This is a genomic window from Paraburkholderia sp. RL18-085-BIA-A (assembly GCF_046027075.1).
Classification (GTDB): Bacteria; Pseudomonadota; Gammaproteobacteria; order Burkholderiales; family Burkholderiaceae; genus Paraburkholderia.
In genome coordinates, this window is record NZ_JARESU010000096.1 from 1 (window position 1) to 16,851 (window position 16,851).

Annotated in this window: 9 protein-coding genes, 4 tRNA genes and 2 pseudogenes; 7 read left to right on the forward strand and 8 right to left on the reverse strand. The window is 60.3% G+C overall.

Going from position 1 to position 16,851, the window contains the following annotated elements; all coding sequences use genetic code 11:
- Positions 1–98: 98 nt before the first annotated feature.
- Positions 99–1,144, forward strand: a pseudogene (locus P0D89_RS37640) (IS3 family transposase); the annotation flags it as partial.
- A gap of 27 nt (positions 1,145–1,171) precedes the next feature.
- Here the strand turns inward: P0D89_RS37640 and P0D89_RS37645 are convergent.
- Positions 1,172–3,241, reverse strand: a complete 2,070-nt coding sequence (locus P0D89_RS37645; protein ID WP_408378054.1) for a recombinase family protein — start codon at positions 3,239–3,241, stop codon at positions 1,172–1,174.
- A complete protein-coding gene (locus P0D89_RS37650; RefSeq protein WP_408370915.1) occupies positions 3,234–3,425 on the reverse strand; it encodes a hypothetical protein in 192 nt (63 codons plus the stop codon). Before P0D89_RS37650 ends, P0D89_RS37645 begins: the two co-directional genes overlap by 8 nt.
- Before the next feature lie 633 nt (positions 3,426–4,058).
- Here P0D89_RS37650 and P0D89_RS37655 point away from each other — a divergent pair.
- Both P0D89_RS37655 and P0D89_RS37660 read left to right on the forward strand, forming a co-directional pair.
- Positions 4,059–5,120 carry an IS110 family RNA-guided transposase gene (locus P0D89_RS37655; protein WP_408378057.1) on the forward strand — a complete coding sequence of 354 codons (1,062 nt, stop codon included), beginning with the start codon at positions 4,059–4,061 and terminating at the stop codon, positions 5,118–5,120.
- A gap of 1,050 nt (positions 5,121–6,170) precedes the next feature.
- Positions 6,171–7,313, forward strand: a complete 1,143-nt coding sequence (locus P0D89_RS37660) for a S8 family serine peptidase (RefSeq protein WP_408378060.1) — start codon at positions 6,171–6,173, stop codon at positions 7,311–7,313.
- A gap of 744 nt (positions 7,314–8,057) precedes the next feature.
- On the opposite strand, the gene P0D89_RS37665 is transcribed toward P0D89_RS37660, so the two are convergent.
- The 3 genes from P0D89_RS37665 to P0D89_RS37675 form a co-directional block, all read right to left on the reverse strand.
- Entirely contained in the window at positions 8,058–8,897 is an 840-nt protein-coding gene (locus tag P0D89_RS37665; RefSeq protein ID WP_408378062.1) for a hypothetical protein, read from the reverse strand.
- 292 nt (positions 8,898–9,189) lie between these two features.
- Positions 9,190–9,876, reverse strand: coding sequence for a Crp/Fnr family transcriptional regulator (locus P0D89_RS37670; protein ID WP_408378064.1), 687 nt, complete (start codon positions 9,874–9,876; stop codon positions 9,190–9,192).
- A gap of 563 nt (positions 9,877–10,439) precedes the next feature.
- Complete coding sequence (locus P0D89_RS37675; protein WP_408378066.1) at positions 10,440–11,021, reverse strand: hypothetical protein; 582 nt, start codon at positions 11,019–11,021, stop codon at positions 10,440–10,442.
- Between the two features lie 557 nt (positions 11,022–11,578).
- Between P0D89_RS37675 and P0D89_RS37680 the strand changes: the two genes are divergently transcribed.
- The 4 genes from P0D89_RS37680 (at position 11,579) to P0D89_RS37695 (ending at position 11,953) form a co-directional block, all read left to right on the forward strand.
- Positions 11,579–11,654, forward strand: a tRNA-Asn gene (locus tag P0D89_RS37680).
- Between the two features lie 5 nt (positions 11,655–11,659).
- A tRNA-Gly gene (locus P0D89_RS37685) sits at positions 11,660–11,735 on the forward strand.
- A gap of 22 nt (positions 11,736–11,757) precedes the next feature.
- Positions 11,758–11,832: transfer RNA gene (locus P0D89_RS37690), tRNA-Thr, on the forward strand.
- 45 nt (positions 11,833–11,877) lie between these two features.
- Positions 11,878–11,953, forward strand: a tRNA-Thr gene (locus P0D89_RS37695).
- Positions 11,954–12,087: 134 nt separating this feature from the next.
- Here P0D89_RS37695 and P0D89_RS54825 read toward each other — a convergent pair.
- The 3 genes and pseudogenes from P0D89_RS54825 to P0D89_RS37715 form a co-directional block, all read right to left on the reverse strand.
- Positions 12,088–13,774 (reverse strand): annotated as a pseudogene (locus P0D89_RS54825) (DUF6311 domain-containing protein).
- 2 nt (positions 13,775–13,776) lie between these two features.
- The gene (locus P0D89_RS37710; RefSeq protein WP_408378067.1) at positions 13,777–15,438 is read right to left on the reverse strand and encodes a DUF6311 domain-containing protein; all 1,662 of its coding nucleotides are present in this window, start codon (positions 15,436–15,438) and stop codon (positions 13,777–13,779) included.
- A gap of 165 nt (positions 15,439–15,603) precedes the next feature.
- Positions 15,604–16,677 carry a glycosyltransferase family 2 protein gene (locus P0D89_RS37715; protein ID WP_408378069.1) on the reverse strand — a complete coding sequence of 358 codons (1,074 nt, stop codon included), beginning with the start codon at positions 16,675–16,677 and terminating at the stop codon, positions 15,604–15,606.
- Positions 16,678–16,851 lie beyond the last annotated feature (174 nt).

A 16,851-nucleotide genomic window follows, 5' to 3' on the forward strand; every position in this document is an offset into this window, starting at 1 on the left:
TGTGTTGCATCAGAGGTGGCCGCGCAAATTCGGACAGTCGGATAAGTGGAACGTTCGGGGCCTGAGCCGGCGATAATGCCGACAAAGGAACCTTGAAGATGACGAAGAGAAGCCGACGGACGCACTCAGCTGCGTTCAAAGCGAAAGTGGCGATGGCGGCGGTCAAGGGTGAGCGGACGCTAGCCGAACTGGCGCAGCAGTTCGATGTGCACCCGAACCAGATCACCGAATGGAAGCGGCAGTTGCAGGAACGTGCCGCCGACGTGTTTGGCGCAGGGGGCACGGCGTCGAGCGAGCCGCAAGTCGATTTGAAGGAGCTGCATGCGAAGATCGGCCAGCTCACGCTGGAGAACGATTTTTTAAGCGGCGCGCTCAACAAGGCGGGATTGCTGAGCGCAAAGCGATGATCGATCGTACGCATGCATTGCCGGTCTCGCAGCAGGCGCGACTCGTTGGTATTGCAAGATCGAGCGTGTATTACCGGGCGCAACCGGTGAGCGAAGCAGACCAGTTGCTGATGCGCCGGATCGATGAACTGCACATGGAGTTTCCGTTTGCCGGGGCGCGGATGCTCGCCCGACTGTTGCGTCGCGAGGGACACGAGATTGGCCGCAGGCGCGTGCGCACGCTGATGAAGCGCATGGGTATCGAGGCGCTGTACTGCAAGCCGAACACAAGCCGCCGTCATGCGAAGCACAAGATCTGGCCTTATCTGTTGCGGGGCATGACGATCAATCGGGCAAACCAGGTCTGGGCACTGGATACGAGCTATATCCCGATGGCGCGCGGCTTCGTATATCTGACCGCCGTGGTGGACTGGGTCAGTCGAAAGGTACTGGCCCACCGCGTGGCGATTACGATGGAGGCGATGCACGCTGTCGAGGCGTTGGAAGAAGCGTTCGCGAAATACGGGCAACCTGAGATCGTCAACACCGACCAGGGCAGCCAGTTCACCGCGACAGCGTTCACCGACGCCGTGCTCGGCAGGGGCATCCGCCTGTCCATGGATGGCAAAGGCGCCTGGCGCGACAACGTATTCGTCGAACGCGTGTGGCGCAGCGTGAAATATGAAGAGGTGTATCTGAAAGCCTATGAATCGGTCGGCCACGCCCGGCGCTCAATCGGCGATTACATCAATCTGTACAAGTGTGTTTCATACTGCCCAACCTCGCTATGTGCTTGATAAATCTAGAGAGCCCTGTTGTGCCATTGGTTTTGTGGGGTATCCGCGCCGTGCACGTGCCCTGGCCACGAGTTCGGAGACGGCATCCCCGCCCAGTGAATTGCGATTGAAGATCCACGGACCATTGGGCAACGGATGTTCGGCTACGATCTCGTTGCGTTCGACCGCAAGCCTGAGCGTTCCGGGGCTCACGCCGACCAACGCCGCAGCCTCGGTCAACGTCATCCATCCTTCAGCGGCACGTCGCTCGCTCGAATAGACAGGGATCTGATGGTGGCTACGCAACGCGGTGACTCGCTCCTGGGTCCAGAAGTTACCCCGCCCGGTTCGCAGGTCATTGCGATTGAGCACGCCAGCAATCACCAGATCCGGACAGATACGGACGAGCTGGCGCACGGCATCAATCGCTTCGCGTGACGTATGCGTGGTGTTCTCACCGCGACGTCGCCGTGGCACGCGAATCTCGGTATGTACTCCACCTTTCCAGTGGATGACGAGCACGATTTCGCTCGTTGCGTTGTCGACGTCGACCACGACTTCGTGGATCAGGGTGCGCACAATACGCTTCTTCAGTCGGGCGTCGGCATGCGGCCAGATCGATTCCAACGCTGCAGCAAGATCGGCAAACTCATCGGGCTGGGCAGGCGGTGTCTGACCGGATGTGCGCGACTGTTGCTCGATACGCGATTCCACTTCCTCCACGCGCAGCAGCGCATCATTCCAGCGCCGCTCCAGTTCGTCGGCGACAAGCCGGTTTTCAGGGTCAGCAGCGTCGTACTGTTTCTGCGCGCGTTGGGCGGTATAACGTGCCGCTTGCAGATCCCGCTGCAGCGCAGCCAGCACTTCATCCTGCTTCAGGGTCTCTTCTTCGCGCCCCACCATTGCTGCCTCAATTGCCGCCGGTTGAACGACCTGCAAGACCGCCCCGGCGATGGCCGCGTCCGCGCGCGTGCCACCGAACGCAATGCAACGCGGTTGTCCCTTGTCCAGCCAACCGCGATGACAGCTATAGCGCAAGGCGTCGTGCCTGTTACCCGTGTAGTGTAGCGTCAGCTTGCTCGCGCAGCGCCGACAGCGCAACAGTCCCGCCAGTAGGGCCTCACCGTTCTTTGGGGCGCCAGCGTGTCCGGCCAGACGCAGGTTGCCATTGATCGCGCACTGGATCCGCTCGAATTCGTCCCACTGAACGTACCCGTCGTGGGCATTGGGAATGAGCGCAAGCCACTCATCCCGAGGTTTGCGGCGATCACGTTTGCGCGGCTCCCCGCCTTCGTAATTGATCGTGCATTCGGTCTTGCCATAGGCATACGCGCCACCGTAGATCGGGCTGGTCAGAATCCGGTACACCGTGCCGTAGCTGGGCCGTTTCCATTGGATTTCGCCGCGCGGCGTGCATGCCGGCAACTGCAGTCCGTGCTCCAGGAACCATAACAATGTCTGACGCACCGAGCCAATCGCGCCGAACTGGCGGAACACCGAGCGAATGGCGTCCTGCACGCGCAAATCCGGATCCTTCTCCAGGCGCTGGTCTTCGGTCTTGCAGTAACCCACCGGCGCCGCGACGACGAGTTCGCCGCGTTTGGCCTTCTCCTGCCGAGCTTCGAGTGAACGCTGACGCAGCAGATCCAGCTCGTATTCGTTCAGGCTGCCCTTTAAGCCGAGCAGCAAACGATCGTTGCTCTGCCGTGGCGCGTACACGGTCTCCTGATCAACGAGCACCGTGTCGACGATGCGGCACACCTCAACCAGTTGCTGCCACTCGCGACTGTTGCGCGCAAATCGCGAAACCTCACGAGCGGCAACTGCGCCGACGTGCCCAAGACAGACCTCTGCCACCATCCGCTCGAAGCCCGTGCGCGTTTGTGTTCCGGCCGCAGAGCGCCCCAGATCCTCGTCGATCACTTCGATCTCGTTCCAGCCCAACTGATGCAGACGATCCTGCATCGCATACTGCAGCTTCTGGCTCTCCAGATTGTGGCTGACCTGGTAGGCCGACGACTGGCGCACATACAGCATGGCCTTGCGCATCAGATGCTGTGGCCGAATCTTGTCACTCATCGCGCACCTCCGGCTCGTGTACGACGGCGAACAGCCCGCGACGGTGTTGCCGCAGCAGTTGCGCCAGCAAACGCACCGCCTCCAGCCGGACCTCCTGCGGCAGGTGCGTCCACTGTGGCGTCTTCGGAAAAGGATGAAACAGGTCGAGTTGAGCGCCCGGTTGCGGGCTGGTCTGGCGTCGCATCAGCACCTCCTGTACGGAGCAAAGGATGGTGCTCGGCTTGTACCATACCGCGCTGCCTGGCAGGCGCCTGCGCCAGCAGGTGCTTCAGTTCCCTCAATGCTTCACAGTTGACGGCGGGAGACGTTGCCGAGGTAACGCGACAGCAGGCAACGGGATCGAACATCCATTGCGGCACCTCCAGCAAGCCCGCCGTGTCGAACGGCTCTCGCCCACAGCGCAGCACTGACTCGGCGTTCTTCCTTTCTATCGTGGCGAAAATCCATACCGTGTGCCCGTACCACGGGTGCCAACGATAGAGAACTTCCCTTGACTCGGTGATATGGGCGTTGTGTTGACGGCTTGTACAACCGGAAACGGCCCCATTCGAGCCTGGCGGATCAGACGCCGGATGAGGCATACTTCGCGACGCTGCCTGCGATCAAATCGGCGGCATGATTGCCTCGGTCGTTCCACTTAAAAATCTCAGAAGACTGTCCGACTGAGCGAGCCCACCTCTCACAGACAGCGTCGGCACCCGCAATCAGTTTTCTATCGTGGCTCAATGAATTAGTAAGGACCTCCCCGATCCCAGCATGGGAACTGTTCGGTGCCATCATGGCCGGTGCTACACAACCTTCCGGAAAGGAGGAAGCCATGGAAAAGATTATTCGTGTCGGCGTCGATCTGGCGAAGAACGTCATGCAAATTCATGCAGTCGACGGCACGGAGCACGTCGTGGTCCGCAAAGCCATTCGCCGTGAGCACTTCCTCAGCTGGTTCGCCAATCTGCAGCCTTGCCTCGTCGCCATGGAAGCGTGCAGCGCCGCGCATTACTGGGCCCGCAGACTGCGCGCACTCGGACATCAGGTACGGCTCATTCCACCGCAATTTGTCGCGCCATACCGCAAGGGCGGCGCCCAGGTGAAGAACGATGTGCAGGATGCCGAAGCTGTCTGTGAGGCCGCCGGCCGCCCTAATATGCGCTTCGTGCCGGTAAAGTCACCGGGCCAGCAGAGCGTGCTGGTGCTACACCGCATGCGCACCGGATTCGTCGAGGAGCGTACCGCGCTCGTGAACCGGTTGCGAGGGCTACTAGGCGAGTTCGGCGTCTTCCTGCCTCAAGGCATCCACCAGTTGCGCAAACACCTCGTTGAGCACATTGAGGACGGCGGAAACGAACTCAACGGTCCGGCCCGTCAAGCTCTCATGCGTGGCTGGGCCCAATGCCAGGCGCTGAACGACGAGATTGCGTGGCTGGATCGACAGATCGGCGACCACGCCAACCACGACTCGCAGGCCCAGCGTTGCATGGAGCTGTGCGGGGTCGGGCTGCTCACCGCATCGGCCGCTGTGGCCACCATCGTTGACGCAACACAGTTCAGAAACGGCAGACAGATGGCCGCGTGGCTCGGCATCGTGCCCAAGCAAAACAGCAGCGGCGGAAAGCAGCGGCTCGGGCGCATCACCAGACAGGGTAACGACTATCTGCGCACGCTACTGTTTCAGGGCGCGCGCTCCGCCGTCCTCACCGCGCCCCGACGCAACGACAGGCTCTCCCGCTGGATCATTCAGTTGCAGGCTCGCGTGGGATACTACCGAACCCTTGTTGCCGTAGCCAACAAGCACGCCCGCATCCTGTGGGCGGTGCTCGCCAAGGGCGAACGTTTCGATCCATCCCACGCGCCCGCCCGCCATAGCGGGGCGACGGGCGCGTAAGCCCCGAACCCCGAAACGTCATGTCCACGGTAAATTCACTCCCACCTCGAGGACCCAACAAGGCAAGATAGCGACAGGTCAGACCGGCAGCAGGCGAACTCGAAGGCCAGTGAGGCGATGCGCTAAGCGCAAATGCCGCTCAATGAATGGAGTCCCGCTGCGCGGTTACTATCCGGGCCCGGGCGCGGCAACGCTAGCGCGCCCAGCAAGGCCGTTTATAGGCATGCAGTCTGACCCGCCGCCGTTCTGCCATCCAAGTCCCGACCCACGACGAAGGCGCTTGTTCGATCACCGATAAACCAACCTTGCTAAATCGGGAAGGTCGTTATAGGCTGGCCTGCACGTACCCCTGCCGACGCTTCGCCGACATCCTCGCGGATGCCTGCGCACGGCTCGGGGCCGATGTGGTTCGCTATTCCTTCATCGCAGTGGACTTGCACCACCTACTCCTTGCCGGTCTCCCCGCGCACCCGTGTGAAAACGCAAAAGTACTCGGTTTTCGGGGGTCGCTTTACCCTTCCCGAGTTGCTGCCAAGCCAATACGGCCCGATCTGAAGGGTCGATTTTTTAGAACGCCGTGTTCAGCATGAGTTTTCACACACCCTCGGTCGTTAACGGAAGATTGTCGCGGCAACGATGCCAGCGCGTTAGACGGATACCCCTATGCAATTTCACGGCGGTAAAAATGTGCGCACGCCCCACGATCACAAGAACAATCGACCCAGGGATTCGGTACCCCAACCCATACATCAGAGTATCGCTAGCGCTCGATAAGCAAGCCGCTGTGCCATTCGTGGCATTCGATTGCGCACTTAGCCAATGCTTCCTCTGTCGTTCCATAGTGCTCCACTCTCCGATTCCGTATTGGAACAGAGGTGTTGCAACGACCGGTTGAACCCGCCGTCGCGTTTCGCGCGTGATATGCGGGGGACGGCCATAAGCAATGGGCAGAGTGTGCCCTACAACACAGATGCCGCGGGCAATTGGAGTACTCTACCTGTCGTGTCCTCAGGTAACGCCTACGCCTATCAAACACACTGGATTCATCCTATGTATGTCGCCAACTACGCGCTTATCGATGACATCCAGAACAGGGCTGGCGAGAACCATGCCGACATGGTGACAGCAACTATCAACAACTACATATCGCAGTATGGTTTCTCGTCGAATCAGACACAAGCTTTCCAGTTTCCCGATTCGGGGAGCACAGAATCCATTCAGATAAATTCCGATGTAGCCTCCATCACATCGCCCGTTGTCAACAATAGCTGGGCGAGTCTGGCTGTCTCGCGTTCGCCGAACGCATGGTTAAATGGCGATCCTGCCGTATATAGCGCGTTGGAAGACGCATTCCTGAGCGGCAAGACCATGGTCTTTGCCGCTGGAAATGACGGTGCGAGTAGCCCAAATAAAGTGTCGTTTGATGCATCAACGCCATTCGTGATCAGCGTGAGCGCGATGGATCTGGACCCTAACGGCCACGAGCAATTGGCGTGGTATAGCAGCGCCAATCCGGCCATGACGAATTACGTCACCCTAGGCACGGTCGCGAATTACCCGCAAAACTCTACCGCCATCGGCACGTCATTCGCCGCGCCGCGTATCACCGCACTAATATCCATGCTCGATGCCGAGTATGGAGGCCAGCTTACGCAGTCCGACATTCATACGATTCTTGATCAGGGCAGCATCGGCGAGAACCAGGCGCAAGAAAACCAGCCGAACATGCCGAAGTATGTCTATCACGTCATTGACGACACGACGTTCGGCAACATCCTGCACATGCAGTACACACCTGGCGAATGTACGCTACGCATGGAAGTGTCGGGCCTGTATAACCTGCGTCTTGATCGCGTAGCTGACACGGGCGGATTGAATTTCTATACCAATCACGCCGCAACGCAAGGACTCGGCGCTGTTGACGCCCAATTGAAGGCTAGCCCTGAGTACCAAACATTGTCCAGCCACACTATCAATGAAGTCAGTCTCATGGAAGATGTGCAGGCCATGTATCACGTCTTCCTTGGCCGAGAATCGGATGACGGCGGTTTGGCTTGGTGGGTGGATCACATCGCGCACGACAACACGCCGACCAATCAGCAAATCATGATCACCGGCCAGCACATCGATATCAGCCAATACGAACAGGCGTTCGTAGCCGCAGCTGGTCAGCATCTCCCGTCGTGGTTCTAAGCAGAACTCGTCAGATAATTTTCCTGACCTAACCCTAAACCCCGCCTCGTTCGGTAATGCGGTTCAGTTAAGCCAGGACGGCATATTTGTTTGTGCAGCAAGAAGTGTATGGTCTCTGTGGCCAGACGGGGCGCTGATTTTATCCGTTCCTGTGTCAGGTGTAACCCGGCTGTTCTCGGTCAATGAGGCCCCGCGCACTCGGATATTCTCAGCCAATGTGATCCCGTGATCGCTAATGTAATCAATTCCCGCGTCGGATGTATTCGGACCGCTACAGCTAAGCGAATGGCTGCTACTAGCCGGGTGTCTCTTGCGGGTCGAGGCTGTGTGAAAACACGTGTTAAATGTGATCGTCAAAAAAATCGACCCGTCAGATCGCGGTGTATTGGCTTGGTAGCAACTCGGGAAGGGTAAAGCGACACCCGAAAACTGAGTACGTTTGCGTTTTCACACGGCCTCGGTCGACCTGAGCCGTCCAAAGTCACTTTGACGGGTCTTCCTTCGGCGATAGCTTAGGGGTGGAGTAACAAGCAAAACGCCCACCAGATAAGCCCCCAGTCATTGCTGTAGCAAATCTGCAGCGGCCGATAATCGAAGTCTCAGTATCGGCCAATGAAGCCGTTTCCTGTTACAAGCGACGAATCGTCGGAAGCAAGCTAGCCGACGTTCTTCGACATTTAGTGGTCTGGCGACCCCGCTTAAGCTCGCTTGCCCCGCAACAGATGTCGCCTAGATCGTCTGCCCTCAGGGATTAGGCGCATATCGCTGTTGCGCTGCGGACCATTTGAACGTGCGCCGCCACTTTCCACCGGCTTTTTCCCGAAGCTGGAGATCATGATAGCCGCCGGTCATGGTGGGAAGAATGGTGAGCGCATTCGCTGCGTCCGACACATCGTGGCTCCGTGTGCCGTCCTTGTGCCACTCGCCTGCGAGCATCTTGTCGAAAGCCATCGGCTGGGCGAAGACCACGCGCAGTGATTTCCCGTCGATCACGAACAGATACAGCGCTTCGAAATCCGCACCGCCCCCGGCGTAACCCTCGTTCCATCCTGCGCGCACGCCGAACGCGTATTCGCCGGTGCGGAGCTGATACGCAGCGAGATCGAAGCGAGACCAGCTGGACGGCATGGCCTGCTGTTCGCTTCCTGTGTCGCTTGCATCGAGCTTGTCCGGCCGGTCGATGTTTGTGTCGCGCCAGTCGGTCGGCGTGGCGACGGGCGCCTCAGTTCGCGCCACGAGCCGCGGTGCGCCGGACCCATTGCTTTCGAAGACGCCGAACCAGACGCGTCGCGGGTCTGTATCGTCGCTGCCGAGGCTGTCGCACGAGGCAGGTGGGTACTTCAGGGCGGAGGCGGCGAGTTCCGGGCTGTCGGCAAGACAGATCATGGCGACGTAGCTGTTCGGCCGCAGCGGCCAGGGCTTCGCGCCCGACAACACGACGCTCCGCGCGTCCTGACCCGGCGCCAGCTGTTCGACGAGAAATGCCTTGGTGAAGCCGGCGGGCAGCTTTGTGCCGAAGCCGTCGGGTTGCGGCTCACCGGTCATCGAATGATGGAACATCTTTTGGGCGTCACTAGTCTGCATGGCGCCGCGTACGCCGGATAGTGAGTGCACCGTCGTGTCCGCGAGCGCAGTGGAACCATGCAAAACGAAGGCGAGAGCGGTGAGGCCGAATGAGCGACGGAGCGGTGCGTGATGTGTCATGGAAATAGCACAGGTTATAGCGCAATTGCGCGTGGGAGGCACAGGTGGCCCAGCAAATCAAGGGGGAGACATGTGAATCCGCCGATAGCTAACCACGCAAGCGGCGAGATACGCGGTTCGGTCGGCCCCGGCGGCTTTACTGTCCAGATAGCTGGATGAAATCCACTCACCGTCATCCGGTGGCCAGAGTATGTAACGCAATGCGATCGCGAATGCGGATCAATCGCCCTTCTTTTGCAATTACGCCGCGATTCGTCAACGATTTCAGCACGCGCGAGACGGTTTCGCGACTGACTTTCGCCATTGCCGCTATCGTCGGCTGGTCTGGAAGTTCGATCAGGGGCGATTCGTCCTGCTCCGCGCCGTTGATCGCCGACTCGATGACCGCTGAGATTCGGGCGTCCGCGCGCGGCAGTCCATGCACTGCCTGGCGTTCGACAAGCTGCATAACCCTAAGGGCCATGGAGTTGTTTAACGCGCGCGCTACATCCGGCTCATTGAACAACTGCCGGGCGTGGGCTCGGCTGAAAAGTGCCACCGTGCTCTTCCCGACCGCCTCGATGTTACAAGGACTGGATAAATCCTGAAGGATTGGTGGTTCCCCGCCCGATTGTCCAGGATTAATCACGCGTTCCGGGGTTTCGCGACCATCCTCGGAGAGTGTGGACGATCGCAATTGTCCCGTTATAACCAGCACGAGCGGCGATCGTGGGTCACCCTGAAAGAAGATGTAGTCGCCGGGCCCAAATTCGGCGATGCGGGCCATCTCGCTTGCTCTTTTTATTACGTCGTCAGTGGCCAAAGCGAAAAGGGCCTGTTTTCTCAGAACTGCTTCCAGCTTCTCTCGATCGTTATTCATTTCAACATCTTCTATGGGGTGATACCTGGAGCACCAGCAGGAAGACGCGGCATCCGGTCCAAAGGCGTGAGCCTTAAGTAATCGTAGGCCGCACTGCGCAACCAGTGCTTGCCTTTTATCTGCTTTTGAAACCGGACCTGGTGTGCCACTAGGCCGATACACGGCGCAGACCTCTGTATATATCGGCTCAAGCCGTCCCGCACGTAGGGGCAAATGAGAATATCAGTGTTGCGTGGGCCGCAACGATCATTTTCGATGCAGAATGATCCTGCGCGAGTGCTGAAAGGAGCGACCGGGATCGATGGGCCTTCAGTTACGTCCGACTAACCGGAGCGGGCCGGAGCAGCCGCTTTGGAACGAGGTGCTGACACATTCTGAAGGCCGACCAGCATGTCGATTTCGCGCTGATCGTCGCCCGCTACTGTTGCAACGCCGTCCGTAGCCGTTGAAGCGAAGCTCGGGACAGCGAACCTCACCCACGGTTGTCACTCGTCACGCGCGGGTCGCTCTGCATCTTCCCGCGGAAGAAGCTCGGCGCTAATTTCCAGTCCCCATGCATCACCCTAATCAGCGGGCCGCGCAACCTCGCGATACAGCAAAGCGCCCATCGCGACCATTTTCCTCAAGCTCGGATCATCTATCACGTGGTGGCTATCGATTATCTTGCCGTGCCGGTACGCAAGCGGATAAATGTCGCTACTGGTGAATATTCCGGCATTCTCGATAGTCGTGTGGACCAGCACGAGGTTCTGGCCCGGAAGATCGGTAAATACCAGGTCCGCCCGGTCGAGGACCGTCATGTTGTATTTGACGTGGACGATCGCGCGAATCCGCGCGCCGGGGACTGCGAACCGCTTGACACGTCGATTGCGCTGATCTTTAAGGAACACCAAGCCTTTATCGGCGCCGTGCTCCATTACGTACGGATCGTCGAGTGGTGCGGCGCATGCGGTCTCAGCCTGATAGGCAGTGCGCAACGGACCGAGTTCGTACGACGCGATCCAGTCGACGCCCTTCATGTCGCTGGGCTTGCGTTTGGTTTCGAGGGTCCGCCTGGCGTGCATATCTGCGGTACCGGAACTGGCGGCTATCGTTTGACCGGTGGTAAAGGCGAGGAATACGGCGAGCAGTAGACGTCTTTTCATTGGAAGTTGGCTTACCGTTGCACTGCGCATGCCGTTCAGCGCATGCAAACCCGCTTAAAGCAACCGCCGGGAACCGACACCGAAGATAACGGCTGCCGAGTGCCGATCTTGAGCAACCACGAGCAATTCGTTTGCTCGGGTCCAGAAACGACCCGGTGCACGGGCGAAAAGAATAATGCCGCGAATACTTCTGCAACCGGAGCAGGCGCGGCAGTTAGTCGGCGACCTAAGCGCGGCGGTGCTCGCTTCGGACGTGAAACAGAAGGCCGAGACTGACGACGCCAGGTCACCCTCAAGTTGCTTTCGTACTCTTGCCGTACAGGCGGCAACGCCGCGCAATCAGAATTGCTATTCATTGCTGCGGGGCAACCCCGGAACGGAAGGTAGTCCGGCGGCAACACAGCGACAGCGGCGACAATCCGCTCCGCGTCTCCATGTCGCCCGCACCCCAACGCCCGGCCGATATCACAAGATGAATTTGGCGCAGAGAAGTCCGCTGACCGCACCATAAGCATAACTAATACTGTACAATCCTGCTCCGGCCGATAAGGCACTGATCCCCGATAGCTCAGTCGGTAGAGCGCCGGACTGTTAATCCGTAGGTCCCTGGTTCGAGCCCAGGTCGGGGAGCCAGAAATGCGGGAGTAGCTCAGCTGGTAGAGCGCAACCTTGCCAAGGTTGAGGTCGCGAGTTCGAGCCTCGTCTCCCGCTCCAGTGCGAAAGCATGCAAGCGCATGCCCATGTGGCTCAGTGGTAGAGCACTCCCTTGGTAAGGGAGAGGTCGGCAGTTCGATCCTGCCCATGGGCACCAACACTACGCTAGTCTGGCTTGAAAGACAGGCGTGCAGCAGTTTTCGCCCCCTTAGCTCATTTGGTAGAGCACTTGACTTGTAATCATGAGGTGGTCTGTTCGAATCAGACAGGGGGCACCAGATTGACGCGACGGGTCACGCAATGTTTGCGTGGCCCGTTTCGCTACGTGGCCGTGTCCTCGCGGCGTTGCGTCGGAGCGTGAGTCCCGCTGTGCGTTATTGACGCCCAAATCAATCACACCGCGTAAAGAATTTCAGACCAGGCACCAGTAATAGCCGAGCGCTTCCATCGTGTACCGGCAGGTCCGCGCTTGCAGCGGCTCGGACGCGATGATCAGATCCCCCTGTTGCGCCCTGTCGTACCCCATCCTCCTGTTGACAGCATCCACGTCCAGACGTGCCGCATGGGTGACGGCGAACACCTTTGCGCCGTGCTGGACAAGCAGGTAATCGATGAGCCGCTGCTGCTCCAGATCGGCGAGCGGCACCTTTTCGAACACACGGCCCGACCAGGGGCGATTCTCGATGAAACGGGCAACAGCCTCGCGCTGCGTCTGTGTGGCCGCCGCTTCGACAAGGTGCGTGGCGCTGCGCGACGAGTAGATAGCGTCCGCCGACTGTAGGAACAGTGCCGAGGCGGTTGCGAGCCACCACCATTTCCCCAGGCGCGGCTTAAGGGCTCCCCAGCAGAGCACCGTTGCGGCCAGGAGCGCGTACACCAACGGAGTGGCGAAGCGGCCCGGGACCCGGAAACGGCCGTACAGCGGGTGCAGTACTTCGGGGATCGCCAGATGTATGAGTGAATGCCCGGCCACGAACAGCTGGAAGGCCAGGGCGTAAAGCATCAGCAGGACTGACGCGAGCCAGACTGATGTGGGAAGCGCGCGGACCGGCGTCGGCGCAGCGCTTCTGAGCTTCACTGTGCGCGAAGCGAGGCACACCCCAGCAAGCAGCAGTGTGCCGGTACCGAGATAGAGAAGGCAATCGCCCTGTTCGGGATACGCGGGCCGGTAGAGTTCGCCTACGACGCCCCAGTTCAGGGAATTGAAGATCGCCGCCAGATCCATGCTGTATTTCTCGGCGCCGTCGAGTAACGTGTAGCCACCGGCGAATGCTCCATATGCCCACAGTGCGACAACGGGCATGACCGCGCACGCAAGCGCCGTGAAATAGCGCCGCCGGGCAAGCAGCGGGACACACGAGGACGACTGACATCGCGCCGAGATACATATGCGTCATCACCGACAGCGTCGTAGCGATCACGGGCTCGACGCGCTGGCGGAGTGTCTTCGGATTGTCTGCGACGCAGGTCATCGAAAACAGCAGGACGTAATAACTCGAGAGCGCAATGTGCTGCGCACCGATGATCCTCGTGGGCATCACCGGGTTCAGCACGAACAGCGCTATGCCGGCGAGAACGACATACGGGTCGTCACTGCAACGGGCGATCAGCCTGCCAGCAAACAGCGCCACCAGGACGAAATTGAGGACGATGACCGTTTCGAAGGGAACGCTGATGCCGGTCAGGGTGTGCATCGTCTTGGCCAGCATGGCAAACCAGGGCACCCCGTCGCTGAAAAACAGGTTCGTGTCGCCGAATGCGGGATTTCTGCCGAGCGGCCAGTGCCAGCCGTCGGTTTCGTAGAACCGGAAGGCCGCAGCCGAGTAAGGATAGTCGCTGTTTGCGAGCACGCCGCCGTTGATGAGCGCGATCGGTCCCATGCCGGTGTAGAGGCAAAGACTGAGCAGACCGAGCACTAGCGCGAAGAGCGCGATCGCCGCGCGGGAGGACAAGGTCTCGGCGAGCCATCGGCGTGCCCCTCTCGTATTGCCGGAGGGCGCGGCGCTTCCGTCCGCACGAAACGCCCCAGCGTCCGATGCCTGCAATGCGGACGCGGTGCCCGCGGGTGACTTCTTGTTGATCGCTCGATCCGGCGCCATGGCTAGTTCAACCCGTTAGGAGCACGCATGACCACGAGTCCGGAGCCCGCCAGCGGCAGGCAGGTCATGCCGGGCCTCGCGCAGGCCGCCCCGGCAACGCCGGCCTGTTGTGCGACGACGAAGAACTCGTCGGGCGGCACGCGGCCGTCGAGCAGCTTGTGCTTTTCCACGGCGTCGTCGTGCGCCAGCAGTGCCGGGACGGGCCGGGCCGAATACGTCGAATTGACGGCCATGTTGTGCTGCGCGGCCAGGTAGGTGAACTCAATATAGCCATCGGGGATGTCCTTGACCGGCACGAACACCACGCGATGCGCACCCGCTATCATCGCCTGGATACGGGGATCCCCGACCTCGGCGGGAACCGCGGGATCACCATGATTCGCACGCCGCAGATAAGCGTGCCACTGCGCGAGATCGATCAGTTGGATCGCCAGGGCCGACATGAGCAGCGACGCAGCCAGCGCGGGCCGCAGATGGTTGGCGACGCTCGTAAAGCAGCCGAATATAAGCAAGTAGAACAGCACCCAGATGAAGCGTCCGCTCGAGCGTACCAGGCCGGCGAGCGTGGCCAGCGAACGCGGCAGATCGACGTGGATCAGCTCATGGCCGCCCACCGCGACGATGTTGCTGAACGCGGCGAGCGCCAGCAGCAGCGCGGTAATCGACAGGACGCAGGTTGGCGCGGCGAACCGGAGGCTTTCGCCGCGCAGCCAGCAGGCGGCACCGATGACCACAACCATCAGCAGGCCAACACCCAGATACGCGTTGCCTTCGTACTGGCCGCCTCCGAATCCTGGCATGTTGCGCAGGAAGACAGACATTGACGACACACCAGTGGGCGAGCGGAAATACCACGCGCTCGAACCGGGATCGATGAACGTCAGCACGTTCGCGGAGAACACGCCGAAACCGGTTGCATCTGGCATTACGCCTTCTGCTCCGGAGAAATAGCCGGCGAGGTACATCGTGGCAAGCAGCAACAGGGCGACCGTCGAGGCATGCACGCACAGCCCGCGACGGTGCGTGGGCAGCGCGGCGAAACGATAGATACCATCGGCCGCCCAGATCGCGAGCACCATGACAAGGAGGTAAAAGTGGACCAGTGCGCTAGCCAGGATCAGCAGGGTCCACAGGCGATAGCGCCGGCACGTGGCCATCTGCTGGCCAGTCCATATGAGGACGAACGCGGCAAGGATCAGCCAGTGGGCCGTCAGGGAATCGTGCCCGTGACCGCCCGGCCCGCGGCTGGTCACGATCGTTGCCGTCGCGACGAAGGCCGCCATCGCCAGCGACGGGACCGCCTTTCTGCACAACCGGTAGGCGAGCAGCGCCGCGAAGGCGCCGTTGAGCATGAAGTCGCCGATGAGCACAAAGCCCTGATACTGGAACGGATCGGGCAGCACTGCTCGCAGCAGCTTGAACAGCAAGGCCAACAGTGGAACGGAATCGGTGAACACCACGGAATTGGGAGCAATGTCGCCTAGCATCGGATTGGCGCCGGGCGGCCAGCGCCAGCTATCGCGGCGGAACATGTCCCAGCCGAGGAAATGGCTGGAGATATCGCCGCCCTGAAGCAGCCAGCCGACGTTGCTGGGGATGGCGATGCGCCAGCCGTATAGCCAGACGGCGGTGACGAGGCCGATCGTCAGTCCAGCGACCCACATGGCGGGCTCTGGCTGCGCAATGCTGGAACAGAGCGCTCTCACCGAATGGGCTTGCCGTTTTACCTGATTCACCATAGTCCTGTTAGAGGCGAAGCGGACCTGGCGGCTTCTCGCGCCGCCGTTAGCCGGTATGAGTTGATGTGGCGGTGCGCCGTAAGACACATCTCAGCCGGCGGGCGCGGCCAGGGTGGCTGATCGGGCGCTCAGGGCAGAAGGCCTTCGCGTTGCGAAGCGAGATGTGTGGACAAGCCGGACGTGTTCCTCCCGGCCGGAACGGGTGTCGGGCCATGCTGCCCGGTCGAGAGCATGGCCGATCGGCAGATAGTTTTGGACGAAGTAAAGAGACCGCCGCTTCGATTCGTTGAACATTCGCCCGAGATATTCCCCCCTGATGCCGAGCCCGATCATCTGCACCCCGGAGAGAAACAGCAGCGTCACCATGAGCGACGGATAGCCGGCGACAGGTTTGCCGTACATCAGCGTCTTATAGATGATCCAGAGCGTGCCGCAGAATGCTGAAAGCGCGACGCACACGCCCACCCAGGACGCGAGCCGCAGCGGCGCGATGGAGAACGAAGTGATGCCTTCGATCGCGAAATGCCACAGTCTCACGTAGTTGAATTTCGAGGTTCCCGCGTCGCGAGCATCGCGCTCGTATCGCAGTGCCGTCTGCGGAAAGCCGATCCACGCAAACAGCCCCTTCATATAGCGATGCTGCTCAGGCAACTGTCGCAGCGCCTCGACGGCGCGCCGGCTGAGAAGGCGGAAATCGCCCGTGTCCTGCGGAATCGAAATCCGGCTCAACGAACCGATGACGCGATAGAAGGCGAACGCCGAAGCCCTTTTGAGAGCGGTTTCGCCGTTGCGCGAGATTCGCTGTCCGTACACGACGTCGAAGCCCTGCCGCCAGATCCGGACGAACTCTGGGATCAGTTCGGGCGGATCTTGCAGATCGGCATCGATCACGATCGATGCATCGGCGTTGGCGTGATCGAGGCCGGCCGCAAGCGCGATCTCCTTACCGAAGTTGCGGCTGAGATTGACGATGGTGACCCGGCTGTCGGCGCTCTTGAGCGCATGGAGGACCGAAAGCGTGTCGTCCGTGCTGCCGTCGTTAATATAGATGATCTCCGCCAGCACGTTCTCCAGCTTTCCGAGCGTGGCGCTGAGCCGGGCGTGGAAAGTATCGAGTACCTCGTCTTCGTTATACGCGGGCACCACAAGCGCGAGCGAGGTCACTACAGAGTCAGCCATCGTGTGTGAATAGTCCGTTTGGTTCGTTTAACCACGGCAAACGCCACCGGGTGAAGCCACCCGGCCGGATTGCGACCGTCGCTGCGAAGCTCGTACTGCCGCCATGGCGGGGCCGATTTTAGCTGTTGGCGGCTGCGGAGATGTGACGGACGTCACACT